Origin of the sequence: Terrabacter sp. 2YAF2, assembly GCF_052114705.1 — a bacterium.
In the GTDB taxonomy this organism is placed as follows: Bacteria; Actinomycetota; Actinomycetes; order Actinomycetales; family Dermatophilaceae; genus Terrabacter.
In genome coordinates, this window is sequence record NZ_JBFRFG010000001.1 from 318005 (window position 1) to 335627 (window position 17623).

General features: G+C 71.8%; 14 protein-coding genes. 5 read left to right on the top strand and 9 right to left on the bottom strand.

Annotated features, from left to right (window positions below; genetic code table 11):
* Window positions 1-121: 121 nt before the first annotated feature.
* Genes AB4030_RS01490 through AB4030_RS01500 form a run of 3 tightly spaced genes read right to left on the bottom strand, consistent with a single transcriptional unit; the run spans window position 122 to window position 1895 of the window.
* Window positions 122-409: a hypothetical protein gene (locus AB4030_RS01490; protein WP_442277401.1), complete on the bottom strand. Its 288-nt coding sequence runs from the start codon at window positions 407-409 to the stop codon at window positions 122-124.
* Entirely contained in the window at window positions 406-1275 is an 870-nt protein-coding gene (locus tag AB4030_RS01495) for a DUF4097 family beta strand repeat-containing protein (protein ID WP_442277402.1), read from the bottom strand. The genes AB4030_RS01490 and AB4030_RS01495 overlap by 4 nt, the downstream gene beginning before the upstream one ends.
* Window positions 1276-1322: 47 nt before the next feature.
* The gene (locus AB4030_RS01500) at window positions 1323-1895 is read right to left on the bottom strand and encodes a toxin-antitoxin system HicB family antitoxin (RefSeq protein WP_442277403.1); all 573 of its coding nucleotides are present in this window, start codon (window positions 1893-1895) and stop codon (window positions 1323-1325) included.
* A 94-nt stretch (window positions 1896-1989) separates the two neighbouring features.
* On the opposite strand from AB4030_RS01500, the gene AB4030_RS01505 reads away from it, so the two are divergent.
* Window positions 1990-3306, top strand: coding sequence for an MBL fold metallo-hydrolase (locus AB4030_RS01505; RefSeq protein ID WP_442277404.1), 1317 nt, complete (start codon window positions 1990-1992; stop codon window positions 3304-3306).
* Between the two features lie 140 nt (window positions 3307-3446).
* The gene (locus AB4030_RS01510) at window positions 3447-4544 is read left to right on the top strand and encodes an MBL fold metallo-hydrolase (protein WP_442277405.1); all 1098 of its coding nucleotides are present in this window, start codon (window positions 3447-3449) and stop codon (window positions 4542-4544) included.
* Window positions 4545-4583: 39 nt separating this feature from the next.
* Here AB4030_RS01510 and AB4030_RS01515 read toward each other — a convergent pair whose 3' ends face one another.
* The 4 genes from AB4030_RS01515 to AB4030_RS01530 all read right to left on the bottom strand — a co-directional run bounded on the left by AB4030_RS01515 (window position 4584) and on the right by AB4030_RS01530 (window position 10061).
* On the bottom strand, window positions 4584-5102 hold the full coding sequence (locus AB4030_RS01515; RefSeq protein ID WP_442277406.1) for a GtrA family protein: 519 nt from the start codon (window positions 5100-5102) through the stop codon (window positions 4584-4586).
* Window positions 5103-5107: 5 nt separating this feature from the next.
* Window positions 5108-7168: a glycosyltransferase family 39 protein gene (locus AB4030_RS01520; RefSeq protein WP_442277407.1), complete on the bottom strand. Its 2061-nt coding sequence runs from the start codon at window positions 7166-7168 to the stop codon at window positions 5108-5110.
* Window positions 7169-7552: 384 nt separating this feature from the next.
* Entirely contained in the window at window positions 7553-9346 is a 1794-nt protein-coding gene (locus AB4030_RS01525) for a sensor histidine kinase (RefSeq protein ID WP_442277408.1), read from the bottom strand.
* Window positions 9324-10061, bottom strand: a complete 738-nt coding sequence (locus AB4030_RS01530) for a response regulator transcription factor (protein ID WP_442277409.1) — start codon at window positions 10059-10061, stop codon at window positions 9324-9326. The genes AB4030_RS01525 and AB4030_RS01530 overlap by 23 nt, the downstream gene beginning before the upstream one ends.
* A 148-nt stretch (window positions 10062-10209) precedes the next feature.
* On the opposite strand from AB4030_RS01530, the gene AB4030_RS01535 reads away from it, so the two are divergent.
* On the top strand, window positions 10210-10950 hold the full coding sequence (locus tag AB4030_RS01535; protein WP_442277410.1) for a hypothetical protein: 741 nt from the start codon (window positions 10210-10212) through the stop codon (window positions 10948-10950).
* Window positions 10951-10962: 12 nt separating this feature from the next.
* On the opposite strand, the gene AB4030_RS01540 is transcribed toward AB4030_RS01535, so the two are convergent.
* Window positions 10963-14187 (bottom strand): response regulator, encoded by a 3225-nt coding sequence (locus AB4030_RS01540; RefSeq protein WP_442277411.1) that lies wholly within the window; start codon window positions 14185-14187, stop codon window positions 10963-10965.
* Window positions 14188-14364: 177 nt separating this feature from the next.
* On the opposite strand from AB4030_RS01540, the gene AB4030_RS01545 reads away from it, so the two are divergent.
* Window positions 14365-15114, top strand: a complete 750-nt coding sequence (locus AB4030_RS01545; RefSeq protein ID WP_442277412.1) for a VIT1/CCC1 transporter family protein — start codon at window positions 14365-14367, stop codon at window positions 15112-15114.
* A gap of 128 nt (window positions 15115-15242) precedes the next feature.
* Complete coding sequence (locus AB4030_RS01550; RefSeq protein WP_442277413.1) at window positions 15243-15635, top strand: YciI family protein; 393 nt, start codon at window positions 15243-15245, stop codon at window positions 15633-15635.
* A gap of 96 nt (window positions 15636-15731) precedes the next feature.
* Here AB4030_RS01550 and AB4030_RS01555 read toward each other — a convergent pair whose 3' ends face one another.
* Window positions 15732-17393 (bottom strand): APC family permease, encoded by a 1662-nt coding sequence (locus AB4030_RS01555; RefSeq protein ID WP_442277414.1) that lies wholly within the window; start codon window positions 17391-17393, stop codon window positions 15732-15734.
* Window positions 17394-17623 lie beyond the last annotated feature (230 nt).

The window sequence follows — 17623 nt, forward strand, 5'->3', positions numbered from 1 at the left end:
ACCTTCGCCGTCCTGCCGGCCCGGTCCGAGCGTGTGCGTCCCGCGAACCTGCGTCATCGGTCCCGTGCCGCGAACGACGGAGCCCGCCGACGGGTGTCGGCGGGCTCCGGGAGGGGCGGGTTCAGCTGTGCCGGTGCGGGGCCCGGCGGGGCGCCGCCGTCCAGGGGCGGGGGCCGGCGTGCAGGACGGGCACCGGGTGCTGGCTGCTGCCGGCGCGGGCGGAACGCTCGGCCGTGGGGTCGAGCCGCTCGGCGAGGTTGCGCAGCAGGAGCGCGGCCCGGACGTGACGGCGGATGCGGCCGGCCTGCTTGGGCACGTGGTGCGCGTGGTGGGCTGCGGCGACCCGCTCGACGATGCGGTCGCGGGCGATCGCCTCCTGGGGCGTGAGGTTCGCGGTCCCGGCGCTCATGCGAGACTCACCTGCGCCCGCTTGACGCGGATGTCGCCGCTTCCGGAGTGGACGACCAGCCGAGCCTGGGCCTCGGCGTCACCGGGGCCCGAGGTCTCCTCGAGGTCGATGTCGACGTCACCCGTGACGGTGTTGAGGTCGAGGTAGGCCGCGACCCCGTGGGCGACCGCGATGGTGACGTCGCCGGTGCCCGTCCGGGCCCGCACCTCACCACCGTGCACGCCGTCGAGGTTGATGTCGCCGGTGCCCGTCGTCAGCTCGAGGTCGCCGGTCGAGGCCCCGATCTGGAGGTCGCCGGAGCCGGTCTTCGCCTTGACGGCCGCATCGGAGCGACGCAGGGCGATGTCGCCGCTGCCCGAGACCAGGTCGAGACGTCCGCCGCCCGTGCCGACGGTGATGTCGCCGGAGCCCGTCTTGGCCTCGAGGTCGTCGCTCGCCGACTGGAGGGTGATGTCGCCAGATCCTGACTTGACCCGGGCCGAGCCCACCTCGTGGAAGGTCAGGTCGCCGGCGCCGGTCGTGGCCCGGACCTCGCCGAGCAGCCCGAGGCCCGTGACGTCGCCGGCGCCGCTCTTGGCGTCCACCGCACTCGCGGCGGGCAGCTCCACCTCGACGTCGACGGAGCCCTTGGTGCCGAGGGAGAAGAAGCTGTCGCGCAGCTTGGGCGCGAGAACCGAGACGTCGTTGCCGTGGGCCTCGACGGTGAACTTCTCGGCGATCTCGGCTCCGTGCTTGCCGTGCGGGTGGAGGCGGACGGTCGTCGTCGTGCCGGTGCCGACGGTCAGCGTCAGGTCGCCGACGAGCAGCTCGGCCTTGAGGTTGATGGGACCCGTCGTGTCGAAGCGGGTCTCGAGGGTCGTGCCCATGGGATGTCCCCTTTTCTCGGAAGTGGTCTGATGTCTGTCCGGGCCGCTCAGCGGACCCAGCCCTGCACGCGCTTGTTGGAGGAGCGGTTGCGGCCCGGGGCTCCGGGCCCGAACTGCGGGCCGGGCGGCATCGGCGGGAAGCCCGGCATGGGGGCCGGCCCCGACGCGGTGGCGGCGCGGACCGCGTTGACGATCCACGTGTTGAGCGACTGGCCCCGGCCGGTGGCGAGCTCCTCGGCCCGGACCTTGAGGGCCTCGGGCAGGCGCAGCGTGATCCGGGAGGTTTCGGCCCCCTCGTCGTCGAGTGACACCACGGTGGTGTCATCGGTGGCGATGGCCGGGGTGTCGTCGGCGACGGCCGACGGGCCGGCCCCCACGACGACGAAGACGGGCTCTCGACCCTGGAGCCGAACCTCGACGGAGGTGCCCTCGAGCTCGTTGGTGATCTCGGCCGCCGCGTGGGACAGCGCATCCATCAGGGCGAGGCGGGCCGAGGAGTCGAGAGCGAAACCGATCCGCTCTGCGGCCTGCTCGGTCTCCGGACCCATCGCCCTGGCCGCCTGGGCGAGATCCCGACGCAGTGCGTCGACGTACTCGGTGATGTCCATGCGCATCATCATGACACTATCATGGTGTCACGTCAACACCATGGTGACGCCGGACTGGCGCAGGGTAGGTTCAGCACACCCTTCGCCCCCGCTTGAAAGGCGCCCGATGCGCAGCCTCGGAACCTCCGACCACCCCACGGTCCGTGCCCTCTCGTCGGTCATTGAGAAGGTCTCCTCGCGCACCCGGGCGCGCCAGTTCGTGCGGGTCATGAACCGGATGGGCGCCTCTCCCGCAGCGGTCCTGCCCTACGTCCAGGACTCCCCGAACTTCGCGAACCGCCGGTTCGAGGGCGAGGAGCCGTCGCTGCGCCCGCGGGTCCGGGCCCAGACGCACGCGCTCGTCGCCGCCATCCGAGTCGGCGACCGCGGCAAGCCCGCCGGCAGGGTCCCGGTCGTCCCGGCGGAGCCGCCGCGGCAGCCGGGCGAGCTCGCCGTCACGTGGTACGGCCACGCGACCAGCGTGCTCGAGATCGACGGCGCCCGCTTCCTCATCGACCCCGTCTTCAGCGAGCGCGTCTCCCCGATCCGGCACGTCGGTCCCCGACGCATGCACCCGGTCCCGGGGGCGATCGCCGACATCCCCAGCATCGACGCCGTGCTCATCAGCCACGACCACTACGACCACCTCGACCAGCCGTCCATCGTCCGGCTCGAGGAGACCCACCGGCCGCACTACGTCGTGCCCCTCGGTGTCAACGCGCACCTGCTCGCCTGGGGCGTCCCCGAGCAGCGCATCACGGTGCTCGACTGGCGCGAGGAGACCGAGGTGGCCGGCATCCGGCTCACCTGCACCGAGGCGCGGCACAACTCCGGCCGGGGGCTCGTCGACAGCCAGACCCTGTGGGCGGGCTGGGCTCTGCGGGGACCCCGCCACAGCGCCTACTACCCGGGCGACTCCGGCACGTCCAAGCGCTTCGCCGCCATCGGGGCGGACCTCGGCCCCTTCGACCTGACGCTCATGCCCGTCGGCGCCTACGACCCGTTCTGGCCCGACATCCACATGGACCCCGAGCAGGCCCTCGCGGCGCACCGCGACGTCAACCGCATCGGCGACGAGATGCACGCCCTGACCGAGGACGAGGCAGGGGTGGCCGACGAGTTCATCGACGAGGACCACCGCATCGACACCCCGGGAGGCGCCCACGAGGAGGGCGAGCGCACCGAGACGACCCGCACGGTGCCGACCGCCGCCCGCGAGTCCCTCCTCGTCCCCGTCCACTGGGCCACCTTCAACCTCTCGATGCACTGGTGGACCGAGCCCGTCCGCCGCATCCGCCGGGGTGCGGCCCAGGCACACGTCCCCGTCGCCTTCCCCCGGGTCGGCGAGCGCGTCGACCTCTCGGGGGGCGACGCCCAGGCCGTCGCGGCAGCCCACTCCGAGCCCTGGTGGGAGCAGTGCGCGGCGCCCGAGGACCGCGACTGACCGACCCGCCCAGGCGGCACACGGCATACGGCATACGGCCATCGGGAACTCGGACGGCCGCCCCGTCGCTGGACGAGAATGACGGCAGCCCGCACCCGCGTGGCCGCTGAACCGTGAGGCACGACAGGCAGGAGAAGCCCGTGCAGCTCCCGATCCTGCGCCGGATGGGTGCGACGACCGCGTCGCAGCGCCAGCGCGCCACCGCATCGCCGAACTACCGCGACGGGGAGTTCCGCTCCCACGAGCCGACCCACGTCGTCGCGACGTCCGAGGCCGAGGGCCCGGGCAGCATGCTCGCGACGATGGCGCGCGAGTTCGGCCACGGCCGACCCCGGGGCACCGTCCCGCTCGTGACCCCGCGGCACCCGCACGAGCCCGCCGACCTGGCCGTCACGTGGTACGGCCACGCGACGAGCGTCGTCGAGCTCGACGGGCGGCGCTTCCTGCTCGACCCCGTCTTCGGCAAGCGCGCCTCGCCCTCGGTCGTCGCGGGGCCGAAGCGGCTGCACCCCGTCCCCGGCCGCATCGCCGAGATCCCGCACCTCGACGCGGTGGTCATCAGCCACGACCACTACGACCACCTCGACGAGCCGTCGATCCGGCAGCTCGAGCGCACCCACCAGCCGCACTACGTCGTGCCGCTCGGTGTCGACGCCCACTTGCGGTCGTGGGGCGTGCCCACCGGACGCATCACGAGCCTCGACTGGCGGGAGGAGACCGAGATCGCCGGCATCCGCCTCACGTGCACCGAGGCGCGGCACTTCTCCGGGCGTGGCTTCGTGCGCAACCAGACGCTGTGGGCGGCCTGGTCGCTGCACGGACCCCGGCACTCCGTCTTCTTCGGCGGCGACTCGGGGCCGACGCACCGCTACGCCGACATCGGCGCCGACCTCGGGCCGTTCGACCTGACGATGCTCCCCATCGGCGCCTACAGCGTGCACTGGCCCGACATCCACCTCAACCCCGAGGAGGCCATCGAGGCCCACCTCGAGGTCAACAAGGGCGAGACCGACGCGGTGCTGCTGCCCATCCACTGGGCCACCTTCAACCTCGCCACGCACTGGTGGAGCGAACCGATCCGCTGGGCCCGGCGGGCGGCCGCCGAGCGGGGCGTGCGGATGGTCGCACCACGCGTCGGCACGCGGATCGAGCTGAGCGGCAACGACATCGACGAGGTCGTCGCCGCTCATCAGGACCCGTGGTGGGAGGCGTGCGCCGCGCCCGACGACCGGGACTGAGCGGTCAGGGCGGCCGTCCGGCGGACCGACAGACCGCCGTCAGCGGTCGTCGTGGGGGCTCTCGAGCACGCCGTCGACCACGTATGCCGGGTCGTGGCGGTCCGTCGGCCCGCTGAGCGCCGGACGGGCCGGCTCGGCAGGCACGCGGAAGATCCAGCGGCGCATCGCCACGAACCGGGCGCCGGTCGACAGGACGTTGGCCGCGGCGACGACCGCGGTCTGCACGGCGGTGCCTGCGTCGGGGACGAGCGCACCGAGCACGGCGAGCGCGACGGTCGTGGCGGCATACGTGATCGCGAAAATGACGAGCGCCTGGCCGTGCTGGGAGACCAGCCTGCGGCGACCCGACACCCCGAACGTCCACGCCCGGTTCAGCGCGGTGTTGCACACGGTCGCGATGACGAGGGCGACCCCGTTGGCCAGCTGTGACGGCGCACCGCCCCGCACCAGGGCCGCGAAGAGGCCGAGGTGCAGGGCGGTGGACACGATGCCCACGCCGGCGAAGCGGACGATCTGCTGCGACAGGCGGATTCGTGGCAGCGACGAGGTGGCTGACATCGTCGTCACTGGACGGGCTGGGTCAGGTCGTAGAAGGTCGATCCGTCGATCGTCACCGGGGTGAAGTTGTCCTGCACCCACGAGCTGATCTCCGACGATGCGCTGCTGCCGCCGTTCTGGTTGCCGAATCCCCTTCCGGCGCTGGCGAAGTAGTGGATCTGGCCGTTGGTCACGTACTGCTGGAACTGCGCGAGCGTCGGGCTCGGGTCCGAGCCGTTGAAGCCGCCGATGGCCATGACCGGGAGCTGCGTGCCGAGCTGAAGTCCTGCCGCGGTCTGCGAGCCGATGGCTGCGGCGACCCACGTGTAGTGGTCGGCGTTCGCGGAGAGCGCCGAGACCACGGCCGTGCTCGGCGTCGAAGCGTCAAGCAGACCGCCCATGCCGCCCCCGGCTCCACCGGTCTGCGGGCCGCCTTGCTGGGTCGTGCCGTTGGTGCCGGTCTGGCCGGGCAGCTGGGGCGGCGTGCCCCCGCGGAAACCGCCCCCGCCACCGGGACCACGGCTCGACCCGGCGGGTCCGGCCGTCACGATGGAGCCGCTGTGGCCCTGGGCGGTGGTGGACACGGCATACGCCCCGGGGCCGGCGAGGCCGGCGATGAGCGCCGCGGCGAGGACGACGGGCACGGACCGGGCGTGCATCCACCGGGTCGCGAGGATGAGCAGGGCGGCCGCCATGCCGATCGCGAGCACCGAGATGCGGAGCCAGTCACCGTAGGCCGTCGTGCGCGAGAGGAGGATGAAGCTCCACGTCGCGGCTGCCGCGGTCGCGGCGGCGAGGGCGATGGTGGCGACGGCGCTCGATCGGCGCTGCCAGACCTCGACCGCGCCCATGCCGACCAGGGCACCGATCGCCGGGGCGAGGGCGACGGTGTAGTACTCGTGGAAGATGCCGGCCATGAACGAGAAGACGAGCATCGTCACGACGAGCCAGCCGCCCCAGACGAGGTAGGCAGCGCGGCGCAGGTCGGTGCGCGGGCGACGGCCACGCAGCCACAGGCCGGCTGCGAGCAGGATGAGCGCGCTCGGGATGAGCCAGGAGATCTGGTCGCCGACGCTGGAGGAGAACATCCGGAAGAGTCCGGTCGAGCCCCACATGCCACCGCCAGTGGCGCCGCCACCGCCGCCGCCCACCGAGCCGGTCTCGTCACCGCTCAGGCGGCCGAGACCGTTGTAGCCGAAGGTCAGCTCGAGGAACGAGTTCGTCTGGCTGCCACCGATGTAGGGACGGGCCGACGCCGGGACGAGCTCGACGATCGCGACCCACCAGCCGGCCGACAGCACCATGGCGCCGACGGCGAGGAGCGAGTGGACGATCCGCTTGCGCAGGGTCGTCGGGGCCGCGATGAGGTAGGCGAGCCCGAAGAACGGGACGACGAGGAGGACCTGGAGGGTCTTGGTGAGGAAGCCGAGGCCGATGAAGACACCGACGATCATCATCCACTTCGGCGAGGCCTGCTCGATCGCCTTGATCGTGGCCCACGCGCCCAGCGCCATGAGCAGGGTCAGGAGGGCGTCGGGGTTGTTGAACGTGAACATCAGGGCGGCGACGGGGGTCAACGCGAGGACCACGCCCGCGATGAGGCCCGCGACAGCACCGAACTGGCGCTTGACCGTGGTGTAGACGACGCCCACCGTCGCGACGCCCATGAGCGCCTGCGGCAGCAGAATCGCGAACGAGCTGAGGCCGAGCAACCGCACCGACAGGGCCATCACCCAGAGGGAGGCCGGCGGCTTGTCGACGGTGATCGAGTTGGCGGCGTCCGAGCTGCCGTAGAAGAACGCCTTCCAGCTGTCGCTGCCGGCCTGGACCGCGGCGGAGTAGAACGAGTTCGCGTAGCCGCTCGCGGTGAGGTTCCACGTGTAGAGCACGAGCGTCACGAGCAGGAGCCCGAGGAGGGCGGGGCGGGCCCAGCCCGGGTCGGCGTCGGCCCCACGCCAGAGGCGCCGGATTCGACCGGGACGACCCGCGCGGGCGGGCGGCGGCGTGGTCTGGGGGCGGGAGTCCGCCGCCCCGACGGGCATCGGGGCGGTGCCGGTCCCACCCGTGGTGAGGGTCATCGTGTCCATGCCCCCACCGTCGCGGGCCGGACTGTGCCCTGCCTATGACATGACTTTGGTCCCGTGATGAGTGACCAAACCACCACAACAACTCCGCCCCGGCGAAGAAAGTGAGGCCCCAGACCCCCGAACCACCCCCACAACTCCGCCCCGGCGGACAAACCGAGACCCCAGACCCCCGAACCACCCCCACAACTCCGCCCCGGCGGACAAACCGAGACCCCAGACCCCCGAACCACCACCACAGCTCCGCCCCGGCGGACAAAACCGAGACCCCAGACCCCCGAACCACCACCACAACTCCGCCTGGGCGGGGTTGTGGCGGCGGTCGCGGCGGGTCGCGGCGGGGGTGGTGGTTCGGGTCGCCCTTGCGCTCGGACGGACCGGGCTCGGTCAGGGGGCTGCGGGCAGGAGCAGGCTGAAGGTCGTGTCGCCGGGGCGACTCTCGAGCTCGACGCGACCGCCGTGGGCCTTGCTCACCGCGGCCACGATCGACAGGCCCAGCCCGGTGCTGCCACCAGCCCGCACGCGGGCGTCGTCACCGCGGGCGAAACGTTCGAAGACGTTGGGCTGCAACGACTCCGGCACCCCCGGACCGTCGTCGTGGACCGCGACCCGCACCCACTCGCCCTCCGGCCGCACCGAGGTCGTGACGCGGGTGCCGTCGGGGGTGTGGGTCCGCGCGTTGGCGAGCAGGTTGGCGACGACCTGGTGCAGTCGGGCGCTGTCTCCCGTCACCTCGACCGGCTCGGGAGGCAGGTCGAGGTCCCAGCGGTGACCCGGAGATGCTGCATGCGCGTCGCTCACCGCGTTGATGACGAGCATCGACACGTCGACTGGAGCCTCCTCGAGGGGACGGCCGGCGTCGAGACGCGCGAGGAGGAGCAGGTCCTCGACGAGCGAGCTCATCCGGTTGGCCTCCGACTCGATGCGGACCATCGCGTGGGTCACCGTCGGTGGCACGGCGTCGGCCTCGCGACGGGAGAGCTCGGCATACCCCTTGATCGACGCCAGCGGCGTGCGCAGCTCGTGCGAGGCGTCCGCGACGAACTGCCGGACGCGCTGCTCGCTCTGGTGGCGCGCGTTGAGCGCCTCGTCGACGTGGTCGAGCATCTCGTTGAAGGCCGCGCCCACCTTGCCGACCTCGGTCCGGGTGTCGGTGTCCGCCGGGTCGACCCGCTCGGCGAGCGCGACCTGTCCCGAGTCGAGCGGCGTCTGCGAGACCTTGGTCGCCGTCCTCGCGAGCCGGCGCAACGGCTCGAGGTTGCGGCGCACGAGCCAGGTGCCCAGCACGGCCACGAGGATGATGCCGGCAGCCACGGTGCTGATCGCGAGCACGACCATCTGCTGCACGGTGCGATGCTGCTGCGCGACGGGCAGGCCCACGACGAACGTGCCGGTCGTGTCGGTCCGGGTCTGCGGGTTCACGAGCGATCCGGCCGTCGACACGAGGCGGTAGGGGCCCAGACCGTCGAGCGACACGGTCGTCGGCTGCGGGCCGAGACCAGCGCTGCTGAGTCCGTTCAGCTGGCTCGACGAGAGCGGGATGCGGGCGTGGCCGCTCGACGACGCGGTGCCGGCAGCGACCGGCACGTCAGCCGTCGGGGACAGGGGGAAGAAGGCGATGAGCCCCTCGTCGCCCGGGCCCCGGGGGCCGCCGTCGCCCCGGTCCCCCAGCCCGGTGTCGAAGGGGCGCCCGTTGACGAGCTGGGAGACCGAGGTGCGCAGCTGGTCGTCGACCTGACCGGTGAGCTGCCGGTCGAGCGCGATGACGGTGAAGGCTCCGGTCGCGAGGCTGAGCACCGTGAAGAGCGCGAGCATCGAGGCGACGAGCTTGGCGCGCAACGTCCAGGCCGACCACGGCCTCGTGCGGTCCCACGCGTCCACGAGACGCTGGCGCACGGATGAGGTCGACGACGCGGGCGGCCGCGGGTCGTGGCCAACGTCGCGGCCAGCATCGTCACCGGCGTCGTGGCCGGCGTCGTGGTCGGGCGTCGCGGCATACGACCGCGTGCGATCGTCTCCAGGAGCGTCGGGCTCGGCGTGGTCGGCGTGCTCGTCGGTGTCGTCGTCACGGAAGCCGACGACGTCGGAGAAGAGGTCGGGCGCGATCGCGCCGTCGGCGTCGGGGAGGTCCGCGGGGTCGGGCAGCTCGGTGCCGGTGTCAGACGGCCGGCTTGAGGACATACCCAGCCCCTCGCATGGTGTGGATCATCGGCTCCCGTCCGGCGTCGATCTTCTTGCGCAGGTAGGAGATGTAGAGCTCGACGACGTTGGCCTGGCCGCCGAAGTCGTAGTTCCACACGCGGTCGAGGATCTGCGCCTTCGAGAGCACGCGCTTCGGGTTGCGCATGAGGTAGCGCAGCAGCTCGAACTCCGTTGCGGTCAGGTGGATCTCCTCGCTGCCGCGGCGGACCTCGTGGCTGTCCTCGTCGAGGGTGAGGTCACCGACGACGAGCACGGAGTCGGAGGACGACACGGCGACCGTCGTGCGGCGCATGAGCGCTCGGACGCGGGCGACGACCTCCTCGAGGGAGAACGGCTTGGTGACGTAGTCGTCGCCGCCGGCGGTCAGACCCGAGACTCGGTCCTCGACGGCGTCCTTCGCGGTGAGGAAGAGGACGGGCACGTTGCTGTTGTCCGCACGCATGCGCCGGAGCACCTCGAGCCCGTCGAAGTCGGGAAGCATCATGTCGAGCACGACCGCGTCGGGGTCGAACTCACGCGCCGCGCGCACAGCCTCCATGCCGGTGCCGGCGGCCCGCACCTCCCACCCCTCGTAGCGCAGGGCCATCCCGAGCAGCTCGGTGAGGTTCACCTCGTCGTCGACGACGAGGACCCGCACCGGGGAGCCGTCGAGTCGCTGGAGCCGCGCGGCCGCGGACTTGGTCTTCTCGCTCATGTCATCCAGTGAAACCCGCGGGACTGTGGGATGACCAGTACCTCCCTGTGCGATTCCTGTGGAGCCTCTGTCCCGGCGTCTCCAAGTCCCAGCGCCTCGATGGCTGCGCCACAGCGCTCGCACAGGGATCGGCCCGACCGTGAAGTCCATGAGCAACGAGTCCAGCCCGCAGGTTCCGGCCGAGCCGCCCCGGCCCGCGCTCCCGCAGTTCGATCCCGGCCGCCCGGCAGCCGTCGACGACACGCAGCAGCTCCCCTCCGCCCCGACGACCGACATGCCGGTGACTCCGCCTTCCACGCCGTACGCGTATGCCGCGTATGCCGCGTCGCCGAGCGAGGCGTCCCCGATCGCCGGGCCCGGGGTGCCGCTCTCACCCACCGGGCTCCCGACGCGCGACAGGCCGGCGGGGGCAGGGGCTGCGGCCACGGACGGCCCACGATGGACCGCGAAGAAGACGGCCGTGACCGCCGGGCTCGCGCTGGTGCTCGCCTCCGCGGGCGCCATCGGCGCAGCGGCCGCGATGCCGGCCGGTTCGACCGGGGACGACGCTGGCTTCCGGGGTCCGGGCGGTGGCCGCAACTTCCCGTTCCCGGGTGGCCAGCGAGGCCTGCAGAACCAGCAGAACCAGCAGAACCAGCAGGGCACGAGTCCCCAACAGCTGCCGAACCTGCAGAACGGGCTGCCGGGTGGCGGCCTCAGCGGGCTCAGCGGGCTCAGTGGCATCGACCCGAACCAGCTGAGCCAGCTCGACCCGCAGGACCTCCTCAGGCAGCTGGGTCAGGACGACCAGAGCGGCCAGGGCGGCCAGGGCGGCCTGGGCACGGACCCCTTCTCCGACGGACAGGACGACTCCGGCTCGGGCACGTCCGGCGGCACGAGGACCACCTGAGCCGCACTCCCGTCAGTGGTCGCGCAGCTGCGCGGCAAACTCCTCGAGCGCCCTCGTCGCCCGGTCGACCTCGTCCTCGACGCGGGCGACGAGGGCTTCGTCGGCCAGCTGGCCGGCCGCCCCGAGGTCTTCCACCTGCCGGCACACGTCGGCCAGGACCACGGCACCGAGGTTGGCCGCAGTTCCCTTGAGCGCGTGACCGATCCGCCCTTGGCTCTCGGCGTTCCCGCCGCTGGCCGCCTCGCGCATCTCGGCGACGCGCTGACGGGAGCCGGCTCCGAAGCGACCGATGAAACGGAGCAGCATCGACGGGTCACCGGGGTCGAGGTCGAGCAGCTCCTCGAGGCGCCGCAGGTCGAGCACGCGGGCGTCGACGGCCCGTGCGGGGCCACCGCTCGGACGTGCGTCTGCGCTGCCCGCTCCCCCTGCCGCAGCTGACCGCGGTGCCGCGTCCGTGCCCGTCCAGCGTCGGAGGGTGGACGCGAGGAGCGAGACGTCGATGGGTTTGGTCAGGAAGTCGTCCATGCCCGCCTGCAGGCAGCGCTCCCGTTCGCCGGCGATGGCCGAGGCCGTCATCGCGATGACGGGCAGGCGGTGGCCGGGTGCCTCACGAGCTCGGATCGCGCGGGTGGCGGCGTAGCCGTCCATCTGCGGCATCTGGCAGTCCATCAGGACGGCCACGAGCTTGCTGCCCTCGGTCCGGTACGCCTCGACGCCCTCCACCCCGTTGCCGGCGAGCCGGACGGCGTAGCCGAGGCTCTCGAGCACACCCTGGGCGACGAGCTGGTTGACCTCGTTGTCCTCGACGACGAGGACCGTGCCCAGGTGTCCGTCGGCTCCCGGCGGTGGGAGCTCCGGCCGCAGCGACTCGGTCGCCAGCGCTCTTCCGACGACGTCTGCCATCGCGTCGAAGAGCGAGGAGGGCATGACGGGCGCCGTCAGGACCGCGTCGACGCCGGCGTCCTTCGACGTCGCCACGTCGGGAGGTGGCACGTGCGCGCACGCGAGCACGACGCGTACGGCGGCGAATCGCTCGTCGGAGCGGATCATCCGGGCGACCTGCAGGCCCTCGGCCCCCGCGGAGGGATCGTCGAGGACGACGACGTCGATCGGGCTGCCGCCGCGGTCGGCACGGTCGAGCTGCACGAGGCCGTCGGCACCGGACGTCGCGGAGGTCACCGACATCGACCAGGTGGTCAGCTGCTCCTCGACGCGCCCCCGGTGCGCCTTGTCGGCGCCGACGACGAGGACCCGAAGCCCGGACACGGCTGCCGCCTGCGACTGCGATCGGCCGACGCTTCGCGCCGAAGCCGCCGCGAAGGCGGCGGTGAACCGGAACGTGCTGCCGTGCCCCGGCTCGCTCTCGACTCCGATCTCGCCGCCGAACGCCGTGACGATCTGCCGGCTGATCGCGAGCCCCAGCCCGTTGCCGCCGTACTCGCGCGTCGTCGAGGAGTCACCCTGCGAGAACGACTCGAACAGCCGGGAGCGCACCTCGGGATGGATCCCTGCACCGGTGTCGGTGACCTCGACCCGCAGCACCGGACCGGCCGGGGTCAGCCGGTCGAGGTTCAGGCGGATGGTGACGCTGCCGGCATCGGTGAACTTCACGGCGTTCGTCGTGAGGTTGGCGACGACCTGGCCGAAGCGCACCGGGTCACCGGACACCATGAACGGCACGTCCGGCCCGTGGGAGACGGACAGGTCGAGCGACTTGGCGCGAGCTCGCTCACCGAGCAGCGCGACGCTGCGCTCCAGCACAGCAGCCGGGTCGAAGTCGACCGACTCGAGCTCGAGACGGCCGGCCTCGATCTTCGACAGGTCGAGGATGTCGTTGACGAGTCCGAGCAGGACGCGACCGGCCTGGTCGATGCCGTCGGACAGACGCCGCTGGTACGGCGTCAGCTCGGTGCGCCCGAGCAGCTCGGCGAGGCCGATGACGCCGTTGAGAGGCGTGCGGATCTCGTGGCTCATCGTCGCGAGGAACGCCGACTTGGCGCGCGAGGCGTCCATCGCCGCGTCTCGCGCCCGGGCCAGGCGCTCGGCGGTCCACTCGCGGTCGGCCACCCGGGCGAAGAGCGCGGCGATCTGCGTGATCATGGCCGTCTCGGACCCCGCGAGAGGCGTCGCGCTGCGCATGTCGAGGACGAGGACGCAGGCGACGCGTCCTTCGTTGACGACGGGTACGGCGACCATGGTCGGCCGGTCCGGCGAGTGCTCGACGACGACCGACCGGGTCGCTGCGGCGCGGGCTGCGACGTCCATCCCGACGTCGACCGGTATCGCGCTCGACTCGGTGCCTGCCGCTGGTCGGATCGGGGCGCCGAGGGCGCCGTCGGCGTCGACGAAGGTCGCCACGACGGGGCGCCACGTCGTGTGACGCGTCACCTCGAGCAGGACCGCGGGCAGGGCGTCCTCGAGGGTGGCGGCCTCGTTGGCTGCCGTCGCCATCGCCGTGACGAGGCCGAGGGCCTCCTCGGACTCCTTCTTCTCGGTGATGTCCTGGGTCGTGCCGCCCATTCGACGCGCCCGGCCCTCGGGGTCGCGCGTGACAAGGCCCTGTCCGCGGATCCAGGCGACGGCACCGTTCGTGCGGACCACCCGGGCCTCGAAGTCGAATGCGTCGTCGGACTCGAGCGCGGCGCCGACGACCTCGGCCACGCGGGCGCGGTCGTCCGGATGGATGCGCGCGAGGAAGCCCTCGTAGGTGGGGGTCAGGCCGGTCCGGTCCAGGCCGTAGATGCGGTAGAGCTCGTCGGACCACGACACGAGGTCGGTCTCGACGTCCCACTCCCAGCTCCCGATCCTCGCGATCGACTGGGCCTCGGCGAGCTGGTCGAGCAGCTTGCGCTGGGCGCTGTGCTCGCTGACGCGGTGCATCCAGCCCCGGCGCGTTCCGGCGTCGTCGACGAGCGGGGTGTGCGACACGAGCGCCCAGAAGCGGTTGCCCTGCGCGTCGAGGAGGCTGCACTCGAGGTTGTCGCCGGGAACGCCGTGGGTCGCGAGCTCCGCGAGGTGGTGGCGGAACTGCTCCTTGCCGACGTCGTCGACCGCCTCGAACACCGAGAAGCCGACCATGTCGTCGGCGGCGCGACCGAGCATCTCAGCCATCCGCGCGTTGGCGAAGATCGTGCGCCCGGCCTCGTCGAACACCCAGAGCCCGTCCGGCGACGCCCCGACCATCCAGCGGTAGAGGTCACCCTCGACTGCACTGGTCTCGCCCGGAACGTCCGACATGTCACGATCTTCGCGCATGGACGGGCGCACCGCCCGCATGTCCCCCTGTTTCGGCACGGCAGCCCGTCAGGTGAGCCTCCCCTACGGTGACACCCCCGGGGCCGGGTGCGACGATCGGTGGCAACCCCGTGCCACCGCTGCACCACCGAGCGGCCCCCACTGATCGGAGCACCACGCATGTCCGACGTCCGCCCGTCCGGAGAGCCGACGCCGATCGAGGCGAACCATGACCGCGACGAGCCGCACGACGCAAACGTGGGAAACCGGCTCAACTGGTTGCGAGCCGGCGTCCTCGGGGCCAACGACGGCATCGTCTCGACGGCCGGCGTCGTCGTCGGTGTCGCCGGCGCGACCGCGGACAAGGCCGCCATCGTGCTCGCCGGCCTCGCGGCCCTGTCCGCCGGCGCCATGTCGATGGCCGCCGGTGAGTACGTCTCGGTCAGCACCCAGCGCGACTCGGAGCGGGCCCTCATCGAGCTCGAGACGCGTGAGCTGCGCGAGGACCCCGAGGGCGAGCTCGAGGAGCTGATCCAGATCTACGAGGCCAAGGGGATGCGTCGTGAGCTCGCCGCCGAGGTCGCCCGGGAGCTCACCGCCCACGACGCGCTGGCCGCGCACGCCGAGGCCGAGCTGGGCATCGACCCGACCGACCTGACGAACCCGTGGCACGCGGCCGGCGCCTCGATGCTCGCCTTCGTCGTCGGGGCCATCCTGCCGATGCTGACCATCACCTTCAGCCCGGCGTCCTGGCGCATCCACGTCACCGTGCTCAGCGTCGCCGCGGCCCTGGCCTTCACGGGCTGGGCGAGCGCCCGCCTGGGGCGCAGCCCCGCGACCCGGGCGGTCCTGCGCAACGTCGGGGGTGGCCTGCTCGCCATGGGCGTGACGTATGCCATCGGCGCGCTCGTCGGGGTCAAGCTCGGCTGAGCGGCCCGCCAGGTTCACGGCATACGGCATACGAACTGCTCCGTTCGACCAGCGGGAGGCCGGCCCTTCGGGTCCACTGGAAGGCATCGACCGAGACGCCACCCGGAGACGTGACAAGGAGCGCAGCGATGAGGTACATGCTGATGATGCACGTGGGGCACGACGACGGCAGGGAGGTGCTGCAGTGGGCCCCGCAGGACGTCAAGAACATGATCGAGTTCCAGCACGCGTTCGACCGTGAGCTGGAGGAGAACGGCGAGATGGTGTTCAACGCCGGGCTGAGCTGGCCCGACCAGGCCCGGATCGTCCGCTACGACGGTGGGGCGCCGGCCGTCACGGACGGGCCGTTCCCCGAGGGCAAGGAGTTCCTCATCGGCTTCTGGGTCGTCGAGTGCGACAGCGAGGAGCGGGCGTATGCCATCGCTGCCCGGGCGTCGTCCTCGCCCGGCCCCGGCGGGGCGCCCATGGGCGTGCCGATCGAGGTGCGCCCGCTGGCGGGGCCACCGCAGGTGGACGCCTGACCGAGGACGTCGCTCGCTGCGGGCAGGAAGCCCGTGAAATGCGGGCCGCCCCACCGTCCCTGTCGGGACGGTGGGGCGGCGGGGCGGGCGGGACCGTCAGCTGCTCTGCAGCTGGTGCTCCTCCACGGCGGCCTCGCGAGTCGTCGCGTCGATGTAGGCACGGGCCTGGTCGTCGGGAAGCCGCATCCGGTAGGCCATCGCGTAGATGGCGAGCGAGACGACGAGGAGCACCGGGATCGCGGTGCCGAAGCCGATGACGCCGAGGCCGCCGTCGTAGTCGCCGAGCCACGACACGAGTGTGAGCGAGCCCAGCCACGGCAGCACCCACAGTCCGGCCTTGAGGTCGAGCGACTGGCCGCGCAGGACTCCGGTGGCCGAGAAGACGGCGAGCAGGACGAAGCCGATGAGCACGGCGACCATGAGCTTCCAGTCGGTCTGCCAGCCCGACCAGTACACGATGAGGTTCGAGCCCCAGAACGCGAGGAACGGCACGACGTGCCCGCCCGGCAGGCGGAAGGGACGCTCGGCGTCCGGCACCTGCTTGCGCAGCGCGGCCAGCACGAGCGGCCCGGACGCGAACGAGAGCACGGTGGCCGAGGTGATGAACCCGACGAGCTGCTGCCAGCTCGGGAACGGCAGGAACGCGATGAGCCCGATGACGAAGGCGAGCACGAGCCCGATGACCGGCGCGCCACGCTCGCTCGTGCGGGCCAGGGCCTTCGGCGCGTTCCCGTTGCGAGCCATCGCGAAGGAGATGCGCGAGGTGACCGTCGTGTAGATCAGGCCGGTGTCGCCCGGAGAGACGATGGCGTCGACGTACAGCAGGATCGCGAGCCACCCCATGCCGAGGATGGTCGCGAGGGCGGCGAGCGGGCCGAAGTCGTTCTTGAACGCCAGGTTGGCCCAGCCGCCCGACGAGCTCAGGGTCGCCGGGTCGAGCGCGCCGATGAAGGCGACCTGCAGGAGGACGTAGATGACGGCCGTGATGAGCACCGACCCGATGACCGCGAGCGGCACGTTGCGCTTCGGGTTGTCGGTCTCGCCCGCGAGCTCGATCCCCTGCCGGAAACCGAGGTAGGAGAAGACGATCCCGCTCGTGGCGATGGCGGTGAAGACGCCGTGCCAGCCCGAAGGCGTGAACCCGTGGCTCGTGAAGTTCTCGCCGTGGAAGGCCGCGACGAAGAACGCGACGATGACGAGCAGGATGATGAAGAGCTTCCACGAGACGAGCGCGTTGTTGATGCGCGCGAACCAACGGACGCCGTAGTAGTTGATGACGACGAAGATCGCCATGAGCACGACCGCGGCGGTGTAGCCGAGCGGGGTCAGCGTGTAGACCGGCTCGCCGGCGATCATGTGCTTCGTCGTGAAGTCGGCGTACTGGGTGCCGTACTGCAGCGCCGCCTCGACCTCGATCGGGGCCGTGGTGCCCACTGCCACGTAGGTGATCCACCCGCTCGTGAAGCTCGCGAAGTTGCCGAACGCCATGTGCGGGAAGCGGACCACCCCGCCGGACAGCGGGAACATCGTGCCCAGCTCGGCGTAGCAGAGCGCGATGAGCATGATGAGGATCGCGCCGAAGACCCACGACAGGATCGAGGCGGGGCCAGCCTGCTGCGAGGCGTTGAGGGCTCCGAAGAGCCATCCGGACCCGATGATCGAGCCGACACTCGCAAAGAGCAGGCCGACGACGCCGACGTGCCGTTTGAGGACCGGTGTCTCTTGTTCGTCTCTTGTTCTGGTCTCGACTGTTGCCATGGGTTGCCTCTCGTCGCGGTCGCATCGCCGCATCGGTGCGGCAAGACGCGGCAGAGGACGTACCCGATCCGGACAAATCGAACCAAAGAGGCGTACCCCGCGCACGACCACGATGGGTGCTGCCGGTGCGGTTCGAGCCATGGGCCCCTGACGGGGCTGTAGAGTCGAGGTGTCCCAGCGCCCGTCCGCGGCGCGCCCGCCGGTCCGGCGCTCGGGACATCGGGCGCGCG